Origin of the sequence: Pantoea agglomerans (assembly GCF_021397715.1) — a bacterium.
In the GTDB taxonomy this organism is placed as follows: domain Bacteria; phylum Pseudomonadota; class Gammaproteobacteria; order Enterobacterales; family Enterobacteriaceae; genus Pantoea; species Pantoea astica.
Genome location: NZ_CP090207.1, coordinates 2819184 through 2836568 on the forward strand (window position 1 = coordinate 2819184; position 17385 = coordinate 2836568).

At 57.7% G+C, this 17385-nt stretch carries 19 protein-coding genes; 9 read left to right on the forward strand and 10 right to left on the reverse strand.

What is annotated here, in order from left to right; genetic code table 11:
* The first annotated feature begins 3 nt into the window (after positions 1-3).
* The 3 genes from LZU96_RS13330 (at position 4) to ltaE (ending at position 3818) form a co-directional block, all read left to right on the forward strand.
* Positions 4-903 (forward strand): lysine exporter LysO family protein, encoded by a 900-nt coding sequence (locus LZU96_RS13330; RefSeq protein ID WP_233984748.1) that lies wholly within the window; start codon positions 4-6, stop codon positions 901-903.
* Positions 904-1022: 119 nt separating this feature from the next.
* Positions 1023-2744: a ubiquinone-dependent pyruvate dehydrogenase gene (gene poxB, locus LZU96_RS13335; protein ID WP_233984749.1), complete on the forward strand. Its 1722-nt coding sequence runs from the start codon at positions 1023-1025 to the stop codon at positions 2742-2744.
* Positions 2745-2816: 72 nt separating this feature from the next.
* Positions 2817-3818 carry a low-specificity L-threonine aldolase gene (gene ltaE / locus LZU96_RS13340; protein ID WP_233984750.1) on the forward strand — a complete coding sequence of 334 codons (1002 nt, stop codon included), beginning with the start codon at positions 2817-2819 and terminating at the stop codon, positions 3816-3818.
* 10 nt (positions 3819-3828) lie between these two features.
* Here ltaE and LZU96_RS13345 read toward each other — a convergent pair whose 3' ends face one another.
* Positions 3829-4653 (reverse strand): N-acetylmuramoyl-L-alanine amidase, encoded by an 825-nt coding sequence (locus tag LZU96_RS13345; RefSeq protein ID WP_233984751.1) that lies wholly within the window; start codon positions 4651-4653, stop codon positions 3829-3831.
* Positions 4650-4970 carry a heavy metal-binding domain-containing protein gene (locus LZU96_RS13350; RefSeq protein WP_233984752.1) on the reverse strand — a complete coding sequence of 107 codons (321 nt, stop codon included), beginning with the start codon at positions 4968-4970 and terminating at the stop codon, positions 4650-4652. Before LZU96_RS13350 ends, LZU96_RS13345 begins: the two co-directional genes overlap by 4 nt.
* A 106-nt stretch (positions 4971-5076) precedes the next feature.
* On the opposite strand from LZU96_RS13350, the gene LZU96_RS13355 reads away from it, so the two are divergent.
* The 6 genes from LZU96_RS13355 (at position 5077) to LZU96_RS13380 (ending at position 9563) form a co-directional block, all read left to right on the forward strand.
* A complete protein-coding gene (locus LZU96_RS13355) occupies positions 5077-5616 on the forward strand; it encodes a lipoprotein (protein WP_233984753.1) in 540 nt (179 codons plus the stop codon).
* Between the two features lie 224 nt (positions 5617-5840).
* On the forward strand, positions 5841-6569 hold the full coding sequence (artP, locus tag LZU96_RS13360; protein ID WP_233984754.1) for an arginine ABC transporter ATP-binding protein ArtP: 729 nt from the start codon (positions 5841-5843) through the stop codon (positions 6567-6569).
* Between the two features lie 15 nt (positions 6570-6584).
* On the forward strand, positions 6585-7316 hold the full coding sequence (gene artJ / locus LZU96_RS13365) for an arginine ABC transporter substrate-binding protein (RefSeq protein WP_233984755.1): 732 nt from the start codon (positions 6585-6587) through the stop codon (positions 7314-7316).
* A gap of 6 nt (positions 7317-7322) precedes the next feature.
* Complete coding sequence (gene artQ, locus LZU96_RS13370) at positions 7323-8039, forward strand: arginine ABC transporter permease ArtQ (RefSeq protein ID WP_233984756.1); 717 nt, start codon at positions 7323-7325, stop codon at positions 8037-8039.
* Entirely contained in the window at positions 8039-8707 is a 669-nt protein-coding gene (gene artM / locus LZU96_RS13375; RefSeq protein WP_233984757.1) for an arginine ABC transporter permease ArtM, read from the forward strand. Before artQ ends, artM begins: the two co-directional genes overlap by 1 nt.
* 124 nt (positions 8708-8831) lie before the next feature.
* Positions 8832-9563, forward strand: coding sequence for an arginine ABC transporter substrate-binding protein (locus LZU96_RS13380; protein WP_233984758.1), 732 nt, complete (start codon positions 8832-8834; stop codon positions 9561-9563).
* A gap of 37 nt (positions 9564-9600) precedes the next feature.
* Here LZU96_RS13380 and rlmC read toward each other — a convergent pair whose 3' ends face one another.
* The 8 genes from rlmC to rimK form a co-directional block, all read right to left on the reverse strand.
* Positions 9601-10731, reverse strand: coding sequence for a 23S rRNA (uracil(747)-C(5))-methyltransferase RlmC (rlmC, locus tag LZU96_RS13385; protein ID WP_233984759.1), 1131 nt, complete (start codon positions 10729-10731; stop codon positions 9601-9603).
* Between the two features lie 48 nt (positions 10732-10779).
* Positions 10780-11247, reverse strand: coding sequence for a YbjO family protein (locus tag LZU96_RS13390; protein WP_233988203.1), 468 nt, complete (start codon positions 11245-11247; stop codon positions 10780-10782).
* A 76-nt stretch (positions 11248-11323) separates the two neighbouring features.
* Entirely contained in the window at positions 11324-12169 is an 846-nt protein-coding gene (gene potI / locus LZU96_RS13395; RefSeq protein ID WP_031376999.1) for a putrescine ABC transporter permease PotI, read from the reverse strand.
* On the reverse strand, positions 12166-13128 hold the full coding sequence (potH, locus tag LZU96_RS13400) for a putrescine ABC transporter permease PotH (protein ID WP_010254421.1): 963 nt from the start codon (positions 13126-13128) through the stop codon (positions 12166-12168). Before potH ends, potI begins: the two co-directional genes overlap by 4 nt.
* Before the next feature lie 9 nt (positions 13129-13137).
* Complete coding sequence (gene potG, locus LZU96_RS13405; RefSeq protein WP_094119332.1) at positions 13138-14271, reverse strand: putrescine ABC transporter ATP-binding subunit PotG; 1134 nt, start codon at positions 14269-14271, stop codon at positions 13138-13140.
* Between the two features lie 122 nt (positions 14272-14393).
* A complete protein-coding gene (potF, locus tag LZU96_RS13410; RefSeq protein WP_233984760.1) occupies positions 14394-15503 on the reverse strand; it encodes a spermidine/putrescine ABC transporter substrate-binding protein PotF in 1110 nt (369 codons plus the stop codon).
* A 393-nt stretch (positions 15504-15896) separates the two neighbouring features.
* The gene (locus LZU96_RS13415) at positions 15897-16376 is read right to left on the reverse strand and encodes a YbjN domain-containing protein (RefSeq protein ID WP_094119333.1); all 480 of its coding nucleotides are present in this window, start codon (positions 16374-16376) and stop codon (positions 15897-15899) included.
* 86 nt (positions 16377-16462) lie between these two features.
* Entirely contained in the window at positions 16463-17365 is a 903-nt protein-coding gene (gene rimK / locus LZU96_RS13420) for a 30S ribosomal protein S6--L-glutamate ligase (RefSeq protein ID WP_233984761.1), read from the reverse strand.
* Positions 17366-17385: the final 20 nt, after the last annotated feature.

Consider the following 17385-nt stretch of genomic DNA (forward strand, 5'->3'; position numbering starts at 1 on the left):
GTTATGTACTCCGGACTGCTGATTATTCTGCTGCCCCTGATTGCGGGCTGGCTGCTCCCTTTTCGTCAAACCTCCTTTTTGCGTCAGGTCAATCGGCTGTTAGGCTGGATGGTCTACGTGATTCTGTTCTTTATGGGCATCAGCCTGGCGTTCCTCGATAACCTCAGCAGCAATCTGGTGACCGTATTTCACACCGCGCTGGTCACCGCACTTTGCATTCTGTTATGCAACCTGCTGGCGCTGCGCTGGCTGGAAAAACGTGTGCCGTGGCAGCATGCCCATAAGCAGGAAAAACTGCCGTCGCGGCTGCACATGGCGCTGGATTCGCTGAAGTTATGCGGTGTGGTGGTGATCGGGTTTGTGCTTGGCCTGACGCAGTGGCCGCTGCTGCATCATGCGGCCACCGCCAGCGAATATGCGCTGATCTTCCTGCTGTTTCTGGTAGGGATTCAGCTACGCGGCAGCGGGATGACGCTACGCCAGATCATCCTCAACCGACGCGGAATGCTGGTGGCTAGCGTAGTGTTGGTCAGCGCGCTGATCGGCGGCCTGATTGCGGCGCTGGCATTGGGATTACCGCTGAAAACCGGTCTGGCGTTAGCCAGCGGTTTTGGCTGGTACTCTCTCTCCGGTATTCTGATCACTGAAGCGTTTGGGCCGGTGATCGGCAGCGCCGCCTTCTTCAACGATCTGCTGCGCGAGCTGGTGGCGATCATGCTGATCCCGGCGCTGATCGGCCGCCATCGTTCCAGCGCCCTGGGCTTATGTGGTGCCACCTCAATGGACTTCACCCTGCCGGTGCTGCAGCGGGCGGGCGGCAATGAGATTGTGCCCGCCGCCATTGTGCACGGCTTCGTGATGAGTCTGCTGGCTCCGATTCTTATCGCCCTGTTCTCCGCCTGATCGAGGCGGGAAGCCGCCAGCGCATTTTTTCACGGCTGCTTTTCTGCCGCATCGTCTACGCTTCTTTTTTGCGGTTTTGGTCGCGCCATCGTGGTGGCGCATCCACAAAGGAGAACAAGATGAAACAAACCGTGGCGGCGCTGGTCGCCAAAACGCTTGAAAACGCCGGGGTTAAAAGAATCTGGGGCGTTACCGGGGATTCATTAAACGGCCTGAGCGACAGCCTGAACCGCATGGGCACCATTGAATGGATGCCGACCCGTCACGAAGAAGTCGCGGCGTTTGCGGCGGGCGCGGAAGCGCATATCAGCGGTGAGCTGGCGGTCTGCGCCGGTTCCTGCGGGCCAGGCAACTTACATCTGATCAACGGTTTGTTTGACTGTCACCGCAACCGCGTGCCGGTGCTGGCGATTGCGGCACATATCCCGTCGAGTGAGATCGGCAGCGGCTATTTCCAGGAGACCCATCCGCAGGAGCTGTTCCGCGAATGCAGTCACTATTGCGAGCTGGTCTCTAATCCGGAGCAGCTACCCCAGGTGTTGGCTATCGCGATGCGCAAAGCGATCCTCAATCGCGGCGTCTCGGTGGTGGTACTGCCGGGCGATGTGGCACTCAAGCCTGCGCCTGAAAATGCCAATCCCGCCTGGTATCCGCCGCAGCTGCCACAGGTGCTGCCGCAGGCCGCCGAACTGGCCCAGCTGGCCCAGACCCTGAATGCAGCCAGCAACATTACCCTGCTGTGTGGCAGCGGCTGCGCTGGCGCGCATCCGGAGGTGGTGAAGCTGGCTGAAACACTGAAAGCGCCGATTGTCCATGCGCTGCGTGGCAAAGAGCATCTCGAATATGACAATCCCTACGATGTCGGCATGACCGGGCTGATCGGTTTTTCCTCCGGCTTTCACGCCATGATGAATGCCGAAACGCTGGTCCTGCTCGGCACTCAGTTTCCCTATCGCGCCTTCTATCCGGAAAAAGCCCGGATCATTCAGATTGATATCAATCCGGGCAGCCTCGGCTCGCACTGTCACGTCGATGAAGCCTATGTTGGCGACGTGAAAACCACCTTGCAGGCACTGCTGCCACAGCTCACCAGCAAAACCGATCGCAGCCATCTCGACAGCGCGCTGGAACACTATGTCGATGCGCGTAAAAGCCTCGATGATCTGGCGCAGCCCAACGATAAACAGCCGATTCATCCGCAATATCTGGCACAGCAGATCAGTCACTACGCCAGCGAAGATGCCATCTTTACCTGCGACGTCGGCACGCCCACCGTCTGGGCGGCGCGTTACCTGAAGATGAACGGCAAGCGTCGGCTGCTGGGATCGTTTAACCACGGCTCCATGGCGAACGCAATGCCGCAGGCGCTGGGCGCGCAGTCGATTGACCGCAATCGCCAGGTGGTGGCGCTGTGCGGCGACGGCGGATTCAGCATGCTGATGGGCGACTTTATCTCACTGGCGCAGCTGAAAATGCCGGTCAAGCTGGTGATCTTCAACAACAGCGTGCTGGGCTTTGTGGCGATGGAGATGAAAGCGGGCGGCTACCTCACTGACGGCACCGAGCTGGATAATCCCGATTTTGCCGCTATCGCCGAAGCGTGCGGGATCAAAGGCATCCGGGTTGAAAAAGCCTCGGCGCTGAACGGCGCGCTGGAGCAGGCGTTTGCCCATGAGGGTCCGGTGCTGGTCGATGTCATCACCGCCAAAGAAGAACTGGCGATGCCACCGCAGATCAAAATGGAGCAGGCCAAAGGCTTCAGCCTTTACATGTTGCGCGCCATTCTGAATGGTCGCGGCGATGAGGTGGTAGAACTGGCGAAAACCAACTGGCTGCGGTAAAACAACAGCATCACCCAGGCGGGCGCGATGCCCGCCTTTTTTTTGACTACCGCCACGTCCAGGAGCCCCCCGTTGATCGATTTACGCAGTGATACCGTGACCCGGCCCAGCGCCGCCATGTTAAGCGCCATAATGTCCGCCGAAACCGGTGATGATGTCTATCGTGATGATCCTACCGTCAATGCCCTGGAGGCAGAAGCGGCGCGCCTGAGCGGCAAAGCGGCGGCGCTGTTCTTCCCGACCGGCACCCAGGCCAATCTGGTGGCATTGCTGAGCCACTGCCAGCGCGGGGATGAATATATCGTTGGCCAGCAGGCGCATAACTACAAATATGAAGCGGGCGGCGCGGCGGTGCTGGGCAGTATCCAGCCGCAGCCGATTCTGGCCGCCGACGATGGCACCCTGCCGCTCGACGTGGTGGCCGCCGCGATCAAGCCTGACGATATCCACTTTGCCCGCACTCGCCTGTTGAGTCTGGAGAATACCCATCACGGTAAAGTATTGCCGTTAGATTATCTGGAACAGGCGTGCAACTTCACCCGTGAGCACGCGCTGGCACTGCATATTGATGGCGCACGCATCTTTAACGCCGTGGTCGCTCAGCAGACCACGCTGGAAGGCATTGCCCGCTATTGCGATAGCCTGACCATCTGCCTGTCAAAAGGGCTGGGAACGCCGGTCGGGTCACTGTTGTGTGGCGATGCGGCGCTGATTGAGCGCGCGCGCCGCTGGCGCAAAATGACCGGCGGCGGTATGCGCCAGGCCGGGATTCTGGCGGCGGCCGGACTCTATGCCCTGCAGCACAACGTGGCGCGGCTGCAACAGGACCACGACAATGCCGCCTGGCTTGGGCAGCAGCTGCATGAACTGGGCGTTGAGGTGATCGATCAGCAAACCAACATGCTGTTTGTCCAGCTCCCGGTCAATCAGGTTGAACCGTTAGCCGCCTGGATGAAGGCGCGTGGCGTGCTGATCAGCGCCGGTCCCCGTACCCGACTGGTCACCCATCTGGATGCCGATCGCGCGGCACTCGAACAGGTTGTTAGCCACTGGAAAGCCTTTCTTCAGCAGTAAATCAGCCTGATTACTGCGCCGCGCCATATTTTTCCAGCAGCGCGGCCGCTATCGCGGCGGTTTCCGCATCGGCGTTGCCGCGATAGTCTGCCGGGCGGAAATGCATCTGAAACGCCGCGATCACCCTCTGCTGCTGGCGCGCCTCCATTACGTTGTCCACCTGGTAGCCGTAGCGCTGTAATCTCTCCACGATAAGCTCAACCGGCACCGCAGCCTGCGGGTCCTGACCGGCTAAGTGAAACGCTACGCGTCGGGCGTCGGGCCAGGCACCGATGCCGCGCTGCGCCAGCTGCTGCCAGGGAAACAGCGGACCGGGGTCCTGTTTGCGCTGCGGCGCAATATCGCTGTGACCGACGATGTTTTCCGGCGGGATAGCGTAGCGCTGGCTGATGTCACGCAACAGCGCCTCCAGCGTGGTGATTTGCGCTGCGGTGAACGGTTGCCACTGGCGGCCGGTCAGGGTACGGCGGTAACCGCGATTCACCAGTTCAATGCCAATCGAGGTATCGTTAATGCGGCTGGCACCGCGCCAGAAGCTCGGTCCGGCATGCCAGGCGAGCTGCTGCTCCGGCACCAGTTGCCAGACAACGCCTTTGCCGCCGCGCTGTGGCGGCTGACGCGGGATCAGATAATGGGCGCTGACCTGTTGATCGGTCAGGGTGGCGAGCGAAGAGGGAAAATCTTCGGCGGTATAGTGAATCACAATCACCTTGACCCGTGGCCGGGCTCCCTGCGCGGGATGTCGCAGGTCGGCCCAGTAGCCGGAACGGGATTCCACCCCGGACTGACAGCCGACCAGCAGCAGCGCCGCTAACAGCAACAGCAGGCGTTTCAACGCACCATCACCGCCGTACCGCTGATGCTCACCATCAGCATGCTGCTATCTTTACCGACCGTTTCGTAATCGATATCAATGCCGACCACCGCGTTGGCGCCCAGCGCTTTGGCCTGCTCTTCCAGCTCTTTGAATGCAATCTCACGCGCCTTACGCAGCTCTTTTTCATAGGCGCCGGAGCGACCGCCGACGATATCGCGAATGCCCGCGAAAAAATCACGAAAGATATTGGCGCCGAGAATCGCTTCACCGGTCACCACACCGCAATATTCCGTAATGCTGTGGCCTTCCAGCGTGGGGGTTGTGGTAAATTTCATCGTCATCTCCTTGTTGAAAAACGGACTAAGGCTCTTTCGACTAAAAAGCACGGCTATACTCTATGCTAAAAAGGGCAACTTGCCAGAGAACTATAAGGAAATCGAGATGAGAAACAACGCGTTTGCGTTAATGATCCCAGCGGCCCTGCTGCTCAGCGCCTGTACCACCGTTGAGCCAGTGATTAAGGATAATGGCCCGCGTAGCGCGCCCTGTATTGAAGGTGGCCCGGATCAGGTAGCCCAGCAATTCTACGATCTGCGCGTTGAACAGCCGACTCAGGGTCTGCCCGACAGCACCACGCTGGCGAAATACCGCCCTTATCTGAGCGATGCGCTCTATCGCTCTTTGCAGGCCGCCAGCGGCAGCAATGCCGGTGCGCAGTGGCGCAATGGCGATCTCTTCTCCAGCCTGTCGCAGGGTCCGACCGCGGCCAGCGTAGCGGACGCTTCCACCATTCCTAATCGTGATGCGCGTAACATTCCGCTGCGGGTTGAGCTGAGTCGTGACGGCAAGCAGTGGCAGGATGAAGTGCTGATGATCCACCAGGGCAGTTGCTGGGTTGTCGATGATGTGCGCTACATGGCTAACCCGGCGCATGCCGAGGGTGGCAGTCTGAGCCAGATGCTTGAAAAATCGAAAAAATAATCACCCGATGATGGCGTGATAAAAAAGCGCGAGGCGTCAATGCCCGCGCTTTTTTTGTTTCTGCTGGCGCGCGTGGCGTCGTCTCTCTCTGCCGGACAGCACACGATATTGTGCTAAGCTTTAGCGGTTTCACTGCTGTTTCATAAATTTTAACTCACCTCAATTGCATAACTATTCTGGTGACGTTAAAATCCGCGACACTAATAGCTATTCAAATCTGGCGCATGAGTATTCAACTAAACGCAATAAACTGCTTCTACGGTGCTCATCAGGCGCTGTTCGACATCAACCTTGAGTGTCCGCAAGGCGAAACGCTGGTGTTGCTGGGTCCCAGCGGCGCCGGTAAGAGTTCGTTGCTGCGGGTACTGAATTTACTGGAGCAACCCCGTTCGGGTCAGTTGCAGATCGCCGGTAATCAGTTCGACTTCAGTCAGAAACCGGCTGAAGCCGCGATCCGCGAGTTGCGTCAGAATGTCGGGATGGTCTTTCAGCAATATAATCTCTGGCCGCACCTCACCGTGCTGCAGAACCTGATGGAAGCGCCCTGCCGTGTACTCGGCCTCAGCAAGAGCGACGCACGCGCCCGGGCAGATAAGCTGCTCGATCGTCTGCGCCTGACGCCCTACAGCGACCGCTTTCCACTGCATCTCTCCGGCGGTCAGCAGCAGCGTGTGGCGATTGCCCGCGCGCTGATGATGGAGCCACAGGTGCTGCTGTTTGATGAGCCGACCGCCGCGCTCGACCCGGAAATTACCGCACAGATCGTCACCATTATTCGCGAGCTGGCCCAGACCCGGATTACCCAGGTGATCGTGACCCATGAAGTGGAAGTGGCGCGTAAAACCGCCAGCCGCGTGGTCTACATGGAGAATGGTCATATCGTGGAACAGGGCGATGCCAGCCGCTTTACACAGCCGCAAACCGAGGCGTTTGCTCACTATCTTTCGCACTAAGTCAGGATGCTAACAATGAAAAAAGTCGTACTTGCTGCACTGCTTGCTGGTTTTAGCCTGAGCGCCACCGCGGCGCAGACCATTCGTTTCGCCACCGAAGCCTCTTATCCTCCGTTTGAGTTCGTCGATGCTGACAACAAAATTCAGGGCTTCGATGTCGATCTGGCCAATGCGCTGTGTAAAGAGATGGATGCAACCTGCACCTTTACCAACCAGGCGTTCGACAGCCTGATCCCCAGCCTGAAATTCCGTCGCTTTGATGCAGTGATGGCGGGCATGGATATCACCCCTGAGCGTGAAAAACAGGTGCTGTTCAGCAAACCTTATTACGACAACTCGGCGCTGTTCGTGGCGCAGAAAGGTAAAGTGGCCAGCGTTGAAGCGCTGAAAGGCAAGCGCGTCGGCGTGCAAAACGGCACCACTCACCAGAAATACCTGACCGAGAAGCACAGTGAAATCACCACCGTGCCATACGACAGCTATCAGAACGCGGTACTGGACCTGAAAAATGGCCGTATCGATGCGGTATTCGGTGACACCGCGGTGGTCAACGAGTGGCTGAAGCAGAACGCGATGCTGGCACCGGTGGGTGAGAAAGTGACCGATAAAGCCTACTTTGGTACCGGCCTGGGTATTGCGGTGCGTACCGGTAACACCGATCTGCAGACCCAATTCAACGGTGCGCTGGAGAAGATCAAAGCCGATGGCACCTACAAAACCATCTACAGCAAATGGTTCCCGCAGTAATTTCTGATGAATGAAATGATCCCACTCGCAAGCGCCGCCGGTATGACCGTCGGCCTTGCTGTTTGTGCGCTTATCGCTGGCCTGGTGCTGGCGATGATTTTCGCTGGCTGGGAGTCACTGCGCTGGAAACCGCTGGCGTGGATCGGCACCGGCCTGGTTACCCTGATCCGCGGTCTGCCGGAAATTCTGGTGGTGCTGTTTATCTATTTTGGTGCCTCTCAGCTGCTGCTGACCCTCTCTGATGGATTCACGCTCAATTTCGGTCTGTTTCAGTTGCCGGTGCAGGTTGAGATTGAAAACTTCGACGTCAGTCCGTTTCTCTGTGGTGTGATTGCGCTGGCGATGCTCTATGCCGCCTACGCCTCACAAACCCTGCGCGGCGCGCTGAAAGCGGTGCCGATCGGCCAGTGGGAATCGGGCCAGGCGCTGGGAATGAAAAAGTCGGCGATATTTCTGCGTCTGATCATGCCGCAGATGTGGCGCCATGCCCTGCCGGGGCTTGGCAATCAGTGGCTGGTGTTGCTGAAAGATACCGCTCTGGTATCGCTGATCAGCGTCAACGACCTGATGCTGCAAACCAAAAGTATTGCGACCCGCACGCAGGAGCCGTTTACCTGGTTTCTGGTGGCGGCAGCCATCTACCTGGTGATCACCTTGTTCAGCCAGGCGATACTTCGCCGCATTGAGTTGCGTACGACCCGATTTGAACGGGGGAACAGCTGATGCTGGCGTATCTGCCCGAATTACTGAAAGGATTACATACCAGCCTGACGCTGACCGCGGCCTCGCTGGTGCTGGCACTGCTGCTGGCGCTGCTGTTTACCGTGGTGCTGGCGTTGAAAACGCCGGTTCTGAATCCGCTGGTGAAAGGCTTTATCACGCTGTTTACCGGCACCCCGCTGCTGGTGCAGATCTTCCTGATCTACTACGGTCCCGGCCAGTTTCCGGCGATCCAGCAGATCCCGTGGCTGTGGCACCTGCTGTCGCAACCCTGGCTGTGCGCCATGCTGGCGCTGTCGCTGAACAGCGCGGCTTACACCACCCAGCTGTTTTACGGCGCGGTGCGGGCTATTCCCTCTGGTCAGTGGCAATCCTGTGCCGCGCTCGGCATGAACCGCAAAGATACGCTGCGTATTCTGCTGCCTTATGCATTTAAGCGCGCCCTCTCCTCTTACTCCAATGAAGTGGTGCTGGTGTTTAAAGGCACCTCGCTGGCCTATACCATTACCCTGATGGAAGTAATGGGACACGGTCAGTTGCTCTACGGCCGTACCTATGACGTCACGGTGTATGCCGCCGCCGGGCTGGTTTACCTCTGCGTCAACGGCGTGCTGACGCTGATGATGCGGCTGATCGAAAAACGCGCGCTGGCCTTTGAGCAACGCAACTGATGGTCAGGCGGGATCGCCCGCCTGACTCGCCTGAAAACTCACAATGATTGCATAAAAATTCATTATCTGGCAGGGTAAGTCCCTCTCAGAGTCGTGAACAGGTTGTGATTACAGGAGTCGTATAATGAAAAAATGGATTGTTGCCGCCACGCTGGCTTCGCTGGCCCTCAGCGCCCAGGCCGCTGATAAAATTCGCTTCGCCGCTTCGGCGACCTATCCCCCGTTCGAATCGCTGAACCGTGAAAATCAGCTGGTCGGTTTCGATATCGATCTGGCGAAGGCGCTCTGCCAGCAGATGAAAGCGGACTGTACCTTTACCAACAATGCCTTCGACAGCCTGATCCCTTCGCTGAAGTTCCGCCGCTATGATGCGGTCATTTCCGGCATGGACATCACCGCCGAGCGCAGCAAGCAGGTCGATTTTACTCAGCCCTACTACGCCAACTCCGCTATCGTGATTGCCCGCAAAGGCCAGTTCAGTGATTTTGCTGCTCTGAAGGGCAAGCGTCTCGGCGTCGAGAACGGCACTACCCACCAGAAATACCTGCAGGAGAAACATCCTGAGGTGACGGTGGTAGCCTATGACAGCTATCAGAATGCGATTCTGGATATGAAGAATGGGCGTCTGGATGGGGTGTTTGGTGACAGCGCCGTGGTGAATCAGTGGCTGAAGACCAACAGCGATCTGGCGACCGTCGGCGAGCACGTCACCGATGCCGACTACTTCGGCACCGGCCTCGGCATTGCGGTGCGTAAAGGCAACACCGAATTACGCGATCGCTTTAATCATGCGCTGGCCGAACTGAAGGCCAGTGGCCGCTGGCAGCAGATTAACCAGCAGTGGTTCCCTGAATAAACCACAGACGCGGGCTCACTACCTGAGTCCGCGCAGCTTAGCGCGGCTGGCGGGTTAACAGCGCCAGCACTTCAAAATGGGCAGTGTGCGGAAACATATCAAACAGCTGCACTTTGCTCAGCTGATAGTCGCTCAGCCGGGCCACGTCTTGCGCCAGCGTCTGTGGATTGCAGCTGGAATAGAGCAGGTAATCGGGCGCCATCTGACTGAGATAGTCACACAGTTCAGCGCCAATGCCGCGACGCGGTGGATTCACCAGCACCAGTTGCGGTACCGCATCACGACCGGTAGCAAACGCGGTCGAATCCAGCGCGGCAAACTGCACCTTTTCCAGCCCCATCATCTGCGCTGAACGCTGAGCGCATTTAATCGCCTCGGCGCTGATTTCAATGCCGGTCAGCTGCATCTCAGGCGTGGCGCAGTGCAGGCCAAATCCGCCCACGCCGCAAAACAGATCCCACATGCTGGTGACCGACAATTCCCGCACCCATTGACGTGCCGTGGCGTAGAGCGCGCTGGCGACCTGCGGATTGGTCTGGAAGAAACTCTGTGGACGGATCCACAGCGGTACGCCGTTAAAGTTTTCCGCCAGCGACTGCGCCGGCGTCAGCGCTATTTCCTGCTCCCCTTCCAGAATCGCCATGTGCACCGGCTGAATATTGGCTGAGATCACCATCAGCTGCGGCAACTGCTGTTGCAGTTCCGGCAGCGCCGCACGCAGCTGTTCCAGCTTCGTGGTGGAACGCAACACAAAGCGCAGCATCATGCCGCCCTGCTGACTCTCCGTGAGCAACAGGTACTTTAGCTCGCCCCGTTTGCGCGCCACGTTATAGGGCGTCAGACCGGCGCGGGCGATAAACGGCCGCAGCGCAGCAAATACCGGCTGAAAACTGGCTGGATAGAGCGGACAGTCGCACAGGTCGATCGCCTCGCCATCCCGCTGCACCATGCCGAATACCGGGCGTTCCACGCTGCCGCTGACTACCATTTTGGCTTTATTGCGAAACGCCTGTTGCGGCGAGGTGATCGGTGGCAACCACTGCGCGACCGGCTGTTGAGCCAGCAGCTGTTCCAGCCTGGACTGTTTATCGGTCAGCTGTTGCGGATAGGGTTTTTCCAGCCACTGGCAGGAGCGGCAACGGTTAGCGTCATAGAGCGCGCAATGCATGGGAAAGCCTGTATTAACGGTGGAGAGGTCGGGCGGAGCGCGATTGTATCATCGCTTGCTGAAAAATGCGCGACTGCTGAGCGGCACAAACAGCAGCAACAGCACCAGCAGATCAGGGAGCTTTTGCAGCAGGGTGTGGTGGACGATCTGGCGATTGTTGTCGCCATCAATGCTGAAGATCTCCGGGTAGATCCAGCCCATCGACGCCATCAGCATATAGCCCAGCACAATCACCTGCGTGGCGACATATCCCCAGCGCCCGCGGTTGCTGCCGCGCATCAGGGTGAAGGCGCAACGCAGTTCGAACAGGAAGATCAGCTGACTGGCGACAAAGATAAAGGTGGAGTCCCAGGCCTGGGCGCTGCGGTGGACAAAGTTGGCCAGCTCGCTGTAGCCAAGTTCATTGGCCAGCATCACTACGCTCAGGCAACGCGTGGCAATAATGGCAATGCCCGCCACGGTGACCGGCACCGGTGCCTCGGAGAGCGTGCTGCTGTTTTTAAAGATTTCTGACATAGTCCGTGACTCCAGCCGATCGAAAAACGGGCCGGTAAAAACCAGCCCGTTCTTATAGTGGCAAAGGTTACGGATTTCAGCCACGTTTAGCTTTCTGAATATCGCTTAAACGTTGTTTTTCTTCATGTGCCATCACCCGCCAGGCGATAAAACCGACTAAACCGACCACAAACAGGATCAGCGAGGCCAGCGCGTTGATCTCCGGATTGACGCCACGCCGCACAGTGGCAAAAATCGCCATCGGCAAGGTGGTGGCGCCAGGCCCGGTCACAAAGCTGGAAATCACCAGATCGTCGAGTGACAGCGTAAACGCCAGCAGCCAGCCGGTGACGATAGCCGGGGCGATCATCGGTACGGTAATCACGAAGAAGACCTTCAGCGGCGTTGCGCCCAGATCCATCGCCGCCTCTTCAATCGACCGGTCCAGTTCGCGCAGTCGCGAATTGATCACCACCGCGACATAAGCGGTACAGAAAGTGACGTGCGCCAGCCAGATGGTCAGCATTCCGCGCTCGCTCGGCCAGCCGAAGGCGTTCCCCATCGCCACAAACAGCAGCAGCAGCGACAGCCCGGTAATCACGTCAGGCATCACCAGCGGCGCGGTCAGCATAAACGCAAAGCCGTTATGGCCGCGGAAACGGCCAAAGCGCACGATGATGACGGCTGCCAGCGTCCCCAGCACCACCGCCATGGTAGCGGAGAGCGCGGCGATGCTCAGGCTCAGCATCACCGCATCGATCATCGCGCTATCCTGGAACAGCACCCGATACCAGTGGAAAGAGAAACTGTCCCATACCGTTACCAGCTGTGAGCTGTTGAAGGAGTAAACCACCAGCAGCAACATCGGCGCATAGAGGAACAGGAAACAGCAGACCAGAATGCCGGTACGCCAGGGCGAGCGAATGGTTGGCAAGTTATTCATGCCTTCTCCCCCATCTCACGGTTTTGATGCTTATGGAACCAGATGATCGGCAGAATCAGGATCAGCAGGATAATCACCGCCAGCGCCGAGGCGACCGGCCAGTCACGGTTGTTAAAGAACTCCTGCCACAAAATACGGCCAATCATGATGCTGTCCGGGCCGCCGAGCAGTTCCGGGATGACGTATTCACCGACCGCCGGAATAAATACCAGCATCGAACCGGCAATAATGCCGCCTTTGGTCAGCGGGACAATCACGCTGAAAAAGGTCTTCAGCGGACGCGCGCCCAGATCCAGCGACGCTTCCACCAGCGAGTAGTCGATACGCGTCAGCGCGGTGTAGATCGGCAGCACCATAAACGGCAGATAGCAGTAAACGATGCCGATATAGACCGCGGTATTGGTATAGAGGATCACCAGCGGATGATCGATCACGCCCAGCCACAGCAGAAAGCGATTCAGAATGCCGTTGTTGTTCAGCAGCCCCATCCAGGCGTAGACCCGCACCAGAAACGAGGTCCAGGATGGCAGGATCACCAGCAGCAGCAAAATGGTGCGCATCGACGGCTTGCTGTGCGCCACCGCCCAGGCGAGCGGATAGCCAATCAGCAGACAGATTACCGTCGAGATCGCCGCCACCTTCAGCGACTGCAGATAAGCGTCGACATAGAGCGGATCGTCGGTCAGCGTCAGGTAGTTGCCGAAATTGAGCACAATACTAAACTGATCGTCCGCCCAGCTCACCAGCTCGGTGTAAGGAGGGATCGCTCGCGCAATGTCCGCGAAGCTGATCTTCAGCACCGTCAGAAACGGCAGTAGAAACAACAGCACCAGCCAGACATAAGGTAAGGCGATCACCAGCTTGCGGCCGTGCTGCATCTTAATCCGCGTGGCCCAGCGTTGCAGCGGCGTGCCGACCAGCCGGGCGGGCGCTTTGGCGCGTTGGAAAATCTGGCTCATAGCCGCTCCTTAAACCGTCAACACCACGCAGCTGTCGCTTTCCCAGCAGAGGCGGACTTCATCGCCCCAGGTCGGCAACCCTTTGCGGTAGCGATGCGCGTTTTGTAACTGTGCGCTGATCATCTGTCCGCTATGCAGACGGACATGGAAAATCGACAGGTCACCGAGATAGGCGATGTGAACTACTTCACCGACGGCGAAGTTGCAGCCATCAGCCGGCACCTCATCGCACAGCATCACTTTTTCCGGTCGCAGCGCGACGTGAACCGGCACGTTATCCACCACCGAGACATCAGAGTCGACCTTCAGCGGGTGCACCAGACCGGGACTGTCGATCACCAGGCCATCCGCCTGACGTTCACGCAGCAGCCCTTCGAAGACGTTCACCGAGCCGATAAATTCGGCGCTGTAGCGGCTGGTCGGATGCTCATAGATCTCTTCCGGCTCGCCAATCTGTACAAACTTGCCGCGATTCATAATGGCGATGCGGCCCGCCATGGTCATCGCCTCTTCCTGATCGTGGGTCACCATCACGCAGGTGGCGCCGACACGCTCCAGGATATCCACCACTTCCAGCTGCATACGGTCACGCAGCTTCTTGTCCAGCGCGCCCATCGGCTCATCCAGCAGCAGCAGCTTAGGCCGTTTCGCCAGGCTCCGGGCCAGCGCCACACGCTGACGCTGACCGCCGGAAAGCTGATGCGGCTTACGCTTCGCAAATTCCTGCATGTGCACCAGCGCCAGCATTTCCGCCACCCGACTGGCGATTTCGCCCTTCGGCAACTTATCCTGCTTCAGGCCAAAGGCGATGTTTTGCTCCACTGTCATGTGCGGAAACAGCGCGTAAGACTGAAACATCATATTGATTGGGCGCTGATAAGGCGCCACGTGCGACAGATCCTGACCATCCAGCACGATCTGGCCGCTGGTTGGCGGTTCGAAACCGGCCAGCATCCGCAGCAGAGTGGATTTACCACAGCCCGACGCGCCCAGCAGGGCAAAAATCTCGCCTTTGTAAATGGTCAGACTGACATCATCCACAGCGTGCTGGCCGTCGAAGGATTTTGTCAGGTTGCGAATTTCCAGCAGCGGCGTTAACGCCTTTGCGGTCTTAGTTTGAGGACGGGGAATGGCATCGTTCACTAACGTATCTCTCCGGAGCCAGGCGGAACCTCGCGGCAGAATCCGCCGCTAAAATGGCACAACAGAGGCCGACACTGCGCCTCTGTTGCTGATGCGTAATCAGTCAATCCGTTCAGAACGAATTACTTACCACTTTTTACTTTAGTCCATGCGCGGGTACGCACACGATCCAGTTTCGGATCCTGAACTTTCAGCACGAACAATTTCGACATCGCTTCCGGCGTCGGGAAGATGCCTGGGTTGTTACGCACATCTGCATTGATCAGCGGCAGCGAGGCTTTATTGCCGTTGGCGTAGTTCATCTTGTTGGAGACGTCAGCGATCACTTTCGGGTCCATGATGTAGTTCAGCCAGGCGTAGGCACCGTCAAGATTCTTCGCGTCTTTCGGAATCGCCATCATATCGAAGAAGGCCAGCGCGCCCTCTTTCGGCACGCTGTAACCCAGGTGCACGCCGTTTTTCGCTTCATCTGCCCGGTTTTTCGCCTGCAGGATGTCGCCGGACCAGCCAATCGCCACGCAGATATTGCCATTAGCCAGATCGTTGATGTACTGCGACGAGTGGAAATAACGAATATTCGGACGCAGTTTCAGCAGCAGATCGGTGGCCGCGCCGGAATAATCTTTGGCATCAGAACTGTTGGGATCTTTGCCCAGATAGTTGAGTACGGTAGCGAAAATCTCTTCCGGCGCATCGAGGAAAGAGACGCCACAGCTTTTCAGCTTCTCCAGGTTTTCCGGCTTCATCACCAGATCCCAGCTGTTGACCGGTGCGTCTGCGCCGAGTACCGCTTTCACTTTTTCGATGTTGTAACCAATACCGGTGGTGCCCCACAGGTAAGGAATGGCGTACTTATTGCCCGGATCGTGCTGCGCCACTTTTTCCATCAGCGCCGGATCGAGGTTTTTGTAGTTCGGCAGCTTGCTCTTATCCAGCGGCTGGAACACGCCGGACTGCAGCTGACGCGCCAGGAAGCTGGAGGATGGCACCACCACGTCGTAGCCGGTGCTGCCCGCCATCAGTTTGCCTTCCAGCACTTCATTGGAGTCAAACACGTCGTAGACCACTTTGATGCCGGACTGCTTTTCAAAATTCGGCACGGTATCTGGCGAGATATAATCGGACCAGTTGTAGACGTGCAGCGTTTTATCTTCCGCCATGGTGCTGGCAGACGCGGCCATCAGCACGCCAGCTACCACACCTGACAACCATTTCTGACGTTGGTTGAACATGTTTTCCATCCTCCTGAGCGGGTCATCACAACGCTGCAAACCAGAGATCCATACGTTGCGTTCTGTGTGTAAAGTCAGTGACACAATGAATCATTATTCAGCGGAAGTGTAATAGCAAAAACCATTAGCTGTTGCGCAGTTACGCGGCTGTCACAGCCCCGCAAGAATAGCCCCCCGGCTCAGGCTGCACCAGACCTCAGCGTAAAAAACGCCTAAAAGCGATATTTTATGCATGTTTAAGCTATGAGGTTCGGCTTTACTGGCATAAAGAACGACAAATATCTGGCACTAAAGGGCAAAATGCAGAATAAAAAATTATGGCAATCGGGCGCGGCGGAGATAAAAAAAGCCGTCACAGGGACGGCTTGATTGGCGATTGGGTCAGTTAAGCGCTTAATGCAGCACCGAATGGACGCTGGTCATCGGTACATGCTCTTCTTCTTCACCAATCATCAGCAGATTGTTGGCAAACGCCTCCAGGATCACCATTGAGATCTGCTCTTCGCTCTGTTTCATAAAGTGCGAGAACTGACCAAAGGTTAACCCTGCGGTGATGGTCATTGACTGACAGACAATCAGCTTCGGCAGGTTATCATCCTGAATGTCGATAAACGCTTTCACCGTCAGCGAACTGGCATTGATTTGCGACAGGTCGCCCACCAGAGGAATCAACGCTGTAGGCTTCACTTCAGCCAGCGCCGAAAACAGAATGACGTTGTCGACCAGATCGATTTTGGCGTCAAACACCCCGTCGAAGTTTTGCATGTGCGGCAGATGAAGTGCCTGACAGGCATCGCATTCGAACCAGGTGATATTTTGCTGATCCAGCCAGCGACGCAACAGGTCGATATCCGGAACGACAAGAGAATCCATCGTAAAATCCCATGGGGTGATAAACAGGCGACTTAGCTTACGGAAAAATGCGCGTCGATGCCACGAAAACCGCTGAAAAGCGCGTGTCAGCCCGCGGTTTTAGGACGGAGCCCGGTGCTAGCCTGCCGCTCAATCCAGCCGATCATCAATCCGGCGATGTCCAGACCGCTGGTGGTCTCTATTCCTTCCAGGCCCGGCGAGGCATTCACTTCCATCACCAGTGGACCGCGATCGGCGCGCAGAATATCGACGCCGGCCACCTCCAGCCCCAGCGTGGTCGCCGCTTTGACGGCGATCTGCCGCTCCTGATCGGTGATAGGGATGGGATACGCTTTGCCGCCGCGATGCAGATTGGATCGAAAATCGCCCTCTTTCGCCACCCGCTCAATCGCCGCCACCACCTGCTGACCAATCACCAGACAGCGAATATCGCGCCCGCGCGCCTCTTTGATAAATTCCTGCACCAGAATATGGGCGTTCAGTCCGCGAAACGCATCGATGACGCTTTCCGCCGCCTGACGCGTTTCGGCCAGCACCACGCCGATGCCCTGGGTCCCTTCCACCAGCTTCACTACCAGCGGCGCGCCGCCCACCATAGCGATCAGATCGTCGGTATCATCTGGCGAGGAGGCGAAGCCGGTAACCGGCATATCGATCCCCTCACGCGCCAGCAGTTGCAGCGAGCGCAATTTGTCGCGTGCGCGGGTGATCGCCGCTGACTCATTCAGCGGGTAGCTGCCGCCCATCTCAAACTGACGCAGCACCGCGGTACCGTAAAAGGTGGTCAGGTTACCGATGCGCGGAATCACCGCATCAAAGTGGCCGAGCGGTTCACCGCAATAGTGCACCGCTGGCGAGGCGGGATTGATGTTCATGTAGCAGGAGAGCGGATCGATGATTTGCACCTGATGTCCGCGCGCTTCCGCCGCCTCACGCAGCCGCCGGGAGGAGTAAAGCGTTTCATCGCACGACAGAATCGCTATTTTCATCGTCTGCCCCCGGCTTCAGC

Coding starts and splice junctions, on each gene's coding strand:
- LZU96_RS13330 (WP_233984748.1), top strand. CDS start 4: ATGTACTCCGGACTGCTGATTATTCTGCTGCCCCTGATTGCGGGCTGG.
- poxB (WP_233984749.1), top strand. CDS start 1,023: ATGAAACAAACCGTGGCGGCGCTGGTCGCCAAAACGCTTGAAAACGCC.
- LZU96_RS13350 (WP_233984752.1), bottom strand. CDS start 4,970: ATGAAATTTACCACAACCCCCACGCTGGAAGGCCACAGCATTACGGAA.
- LZU96_RS13355 (WP_233984753.1), top strand. CDS start 5,077: ATGAGAAACAACGCGTTTGCGTTAATGATCCCAGCGGCCCTGCTGCTC.
- artP (WP_233984754.1), top strand. CDS start 5,841: ATGAGTATTCAACTAAACGCAATAAACTGCTTCTACGGTGCTCATCAG.
- artJ (WP_233984755.1), top strand. CDS start 6,585: ATGAAAAAAGTCGTACTTGCTGCACTGCTTGCTGGTTTTAGCCTGAGC.
- artQ (WP_233984756.1), top strand. CDS start 7,323: ATGAATGAAATGATCCCACTCGCAAGCGCCGCCGGTATGACCGTCGGC.
- artM (WP_233984757.1), top strand. CDS start 8,039: ATGCTGGCGTATCTGCCCGAATTACTGAAAGGATTACATACCAGCCTG.
- LZU96_RS13380 (WP_233984758.1), top strand. CDS start 8,832: ATGAAAAAATGGATTGTTGCCGCCACGCTGGCTTCGCTGGCCCTCAGC.
- rlmC (WP_233984759.1), bottom strand. CDS start 10,731: ATGCATTGCGCGCTCTATGACGCTAACCGTTGCCGCTCCTGCCAGTGG.
- LZU96_RS13390 (WP_233988203.1), bottom strand. CDS start 11,247: ATGTCAGAAATCTTTAAAAACAGCAGCACGCTCTCCGAGGCACCGGTG.
- potI (WP_031376999.1), bottom strand. CDS start 12,169: ATGAATAACTTGCCAACCATTCGCTCGCCCTGGCGTACCGGCATTCTG.
- potH (WP_010254421.1), bottom strand. CDS start 13,128: ATGAGCCAGATTTTCCAACGCGCCAAAGCGCCCGCCCGGCTGGTCGGC.
- potF (WP_233984760.1), bottom strand. CDS start 15,503: ATGTTCAACCAACGTCAGAAATGGTTGTCAGGTGTGGTAGCTGGCGTG.
- LZU96_RS13415 (WP_094119333.1), bottom strand. CDS start 16,376: ATGGATTCTCTTGTCGTTCCGGATATCGACCTGTTGCGTCGCTGGCTG.
- rimK (WP_233984761.1), bottom strand. CDS start 17,365: ATGAAAATAGCGATTCTGTCGTGCGATGAAACGCTTTACTCCTCCCGG.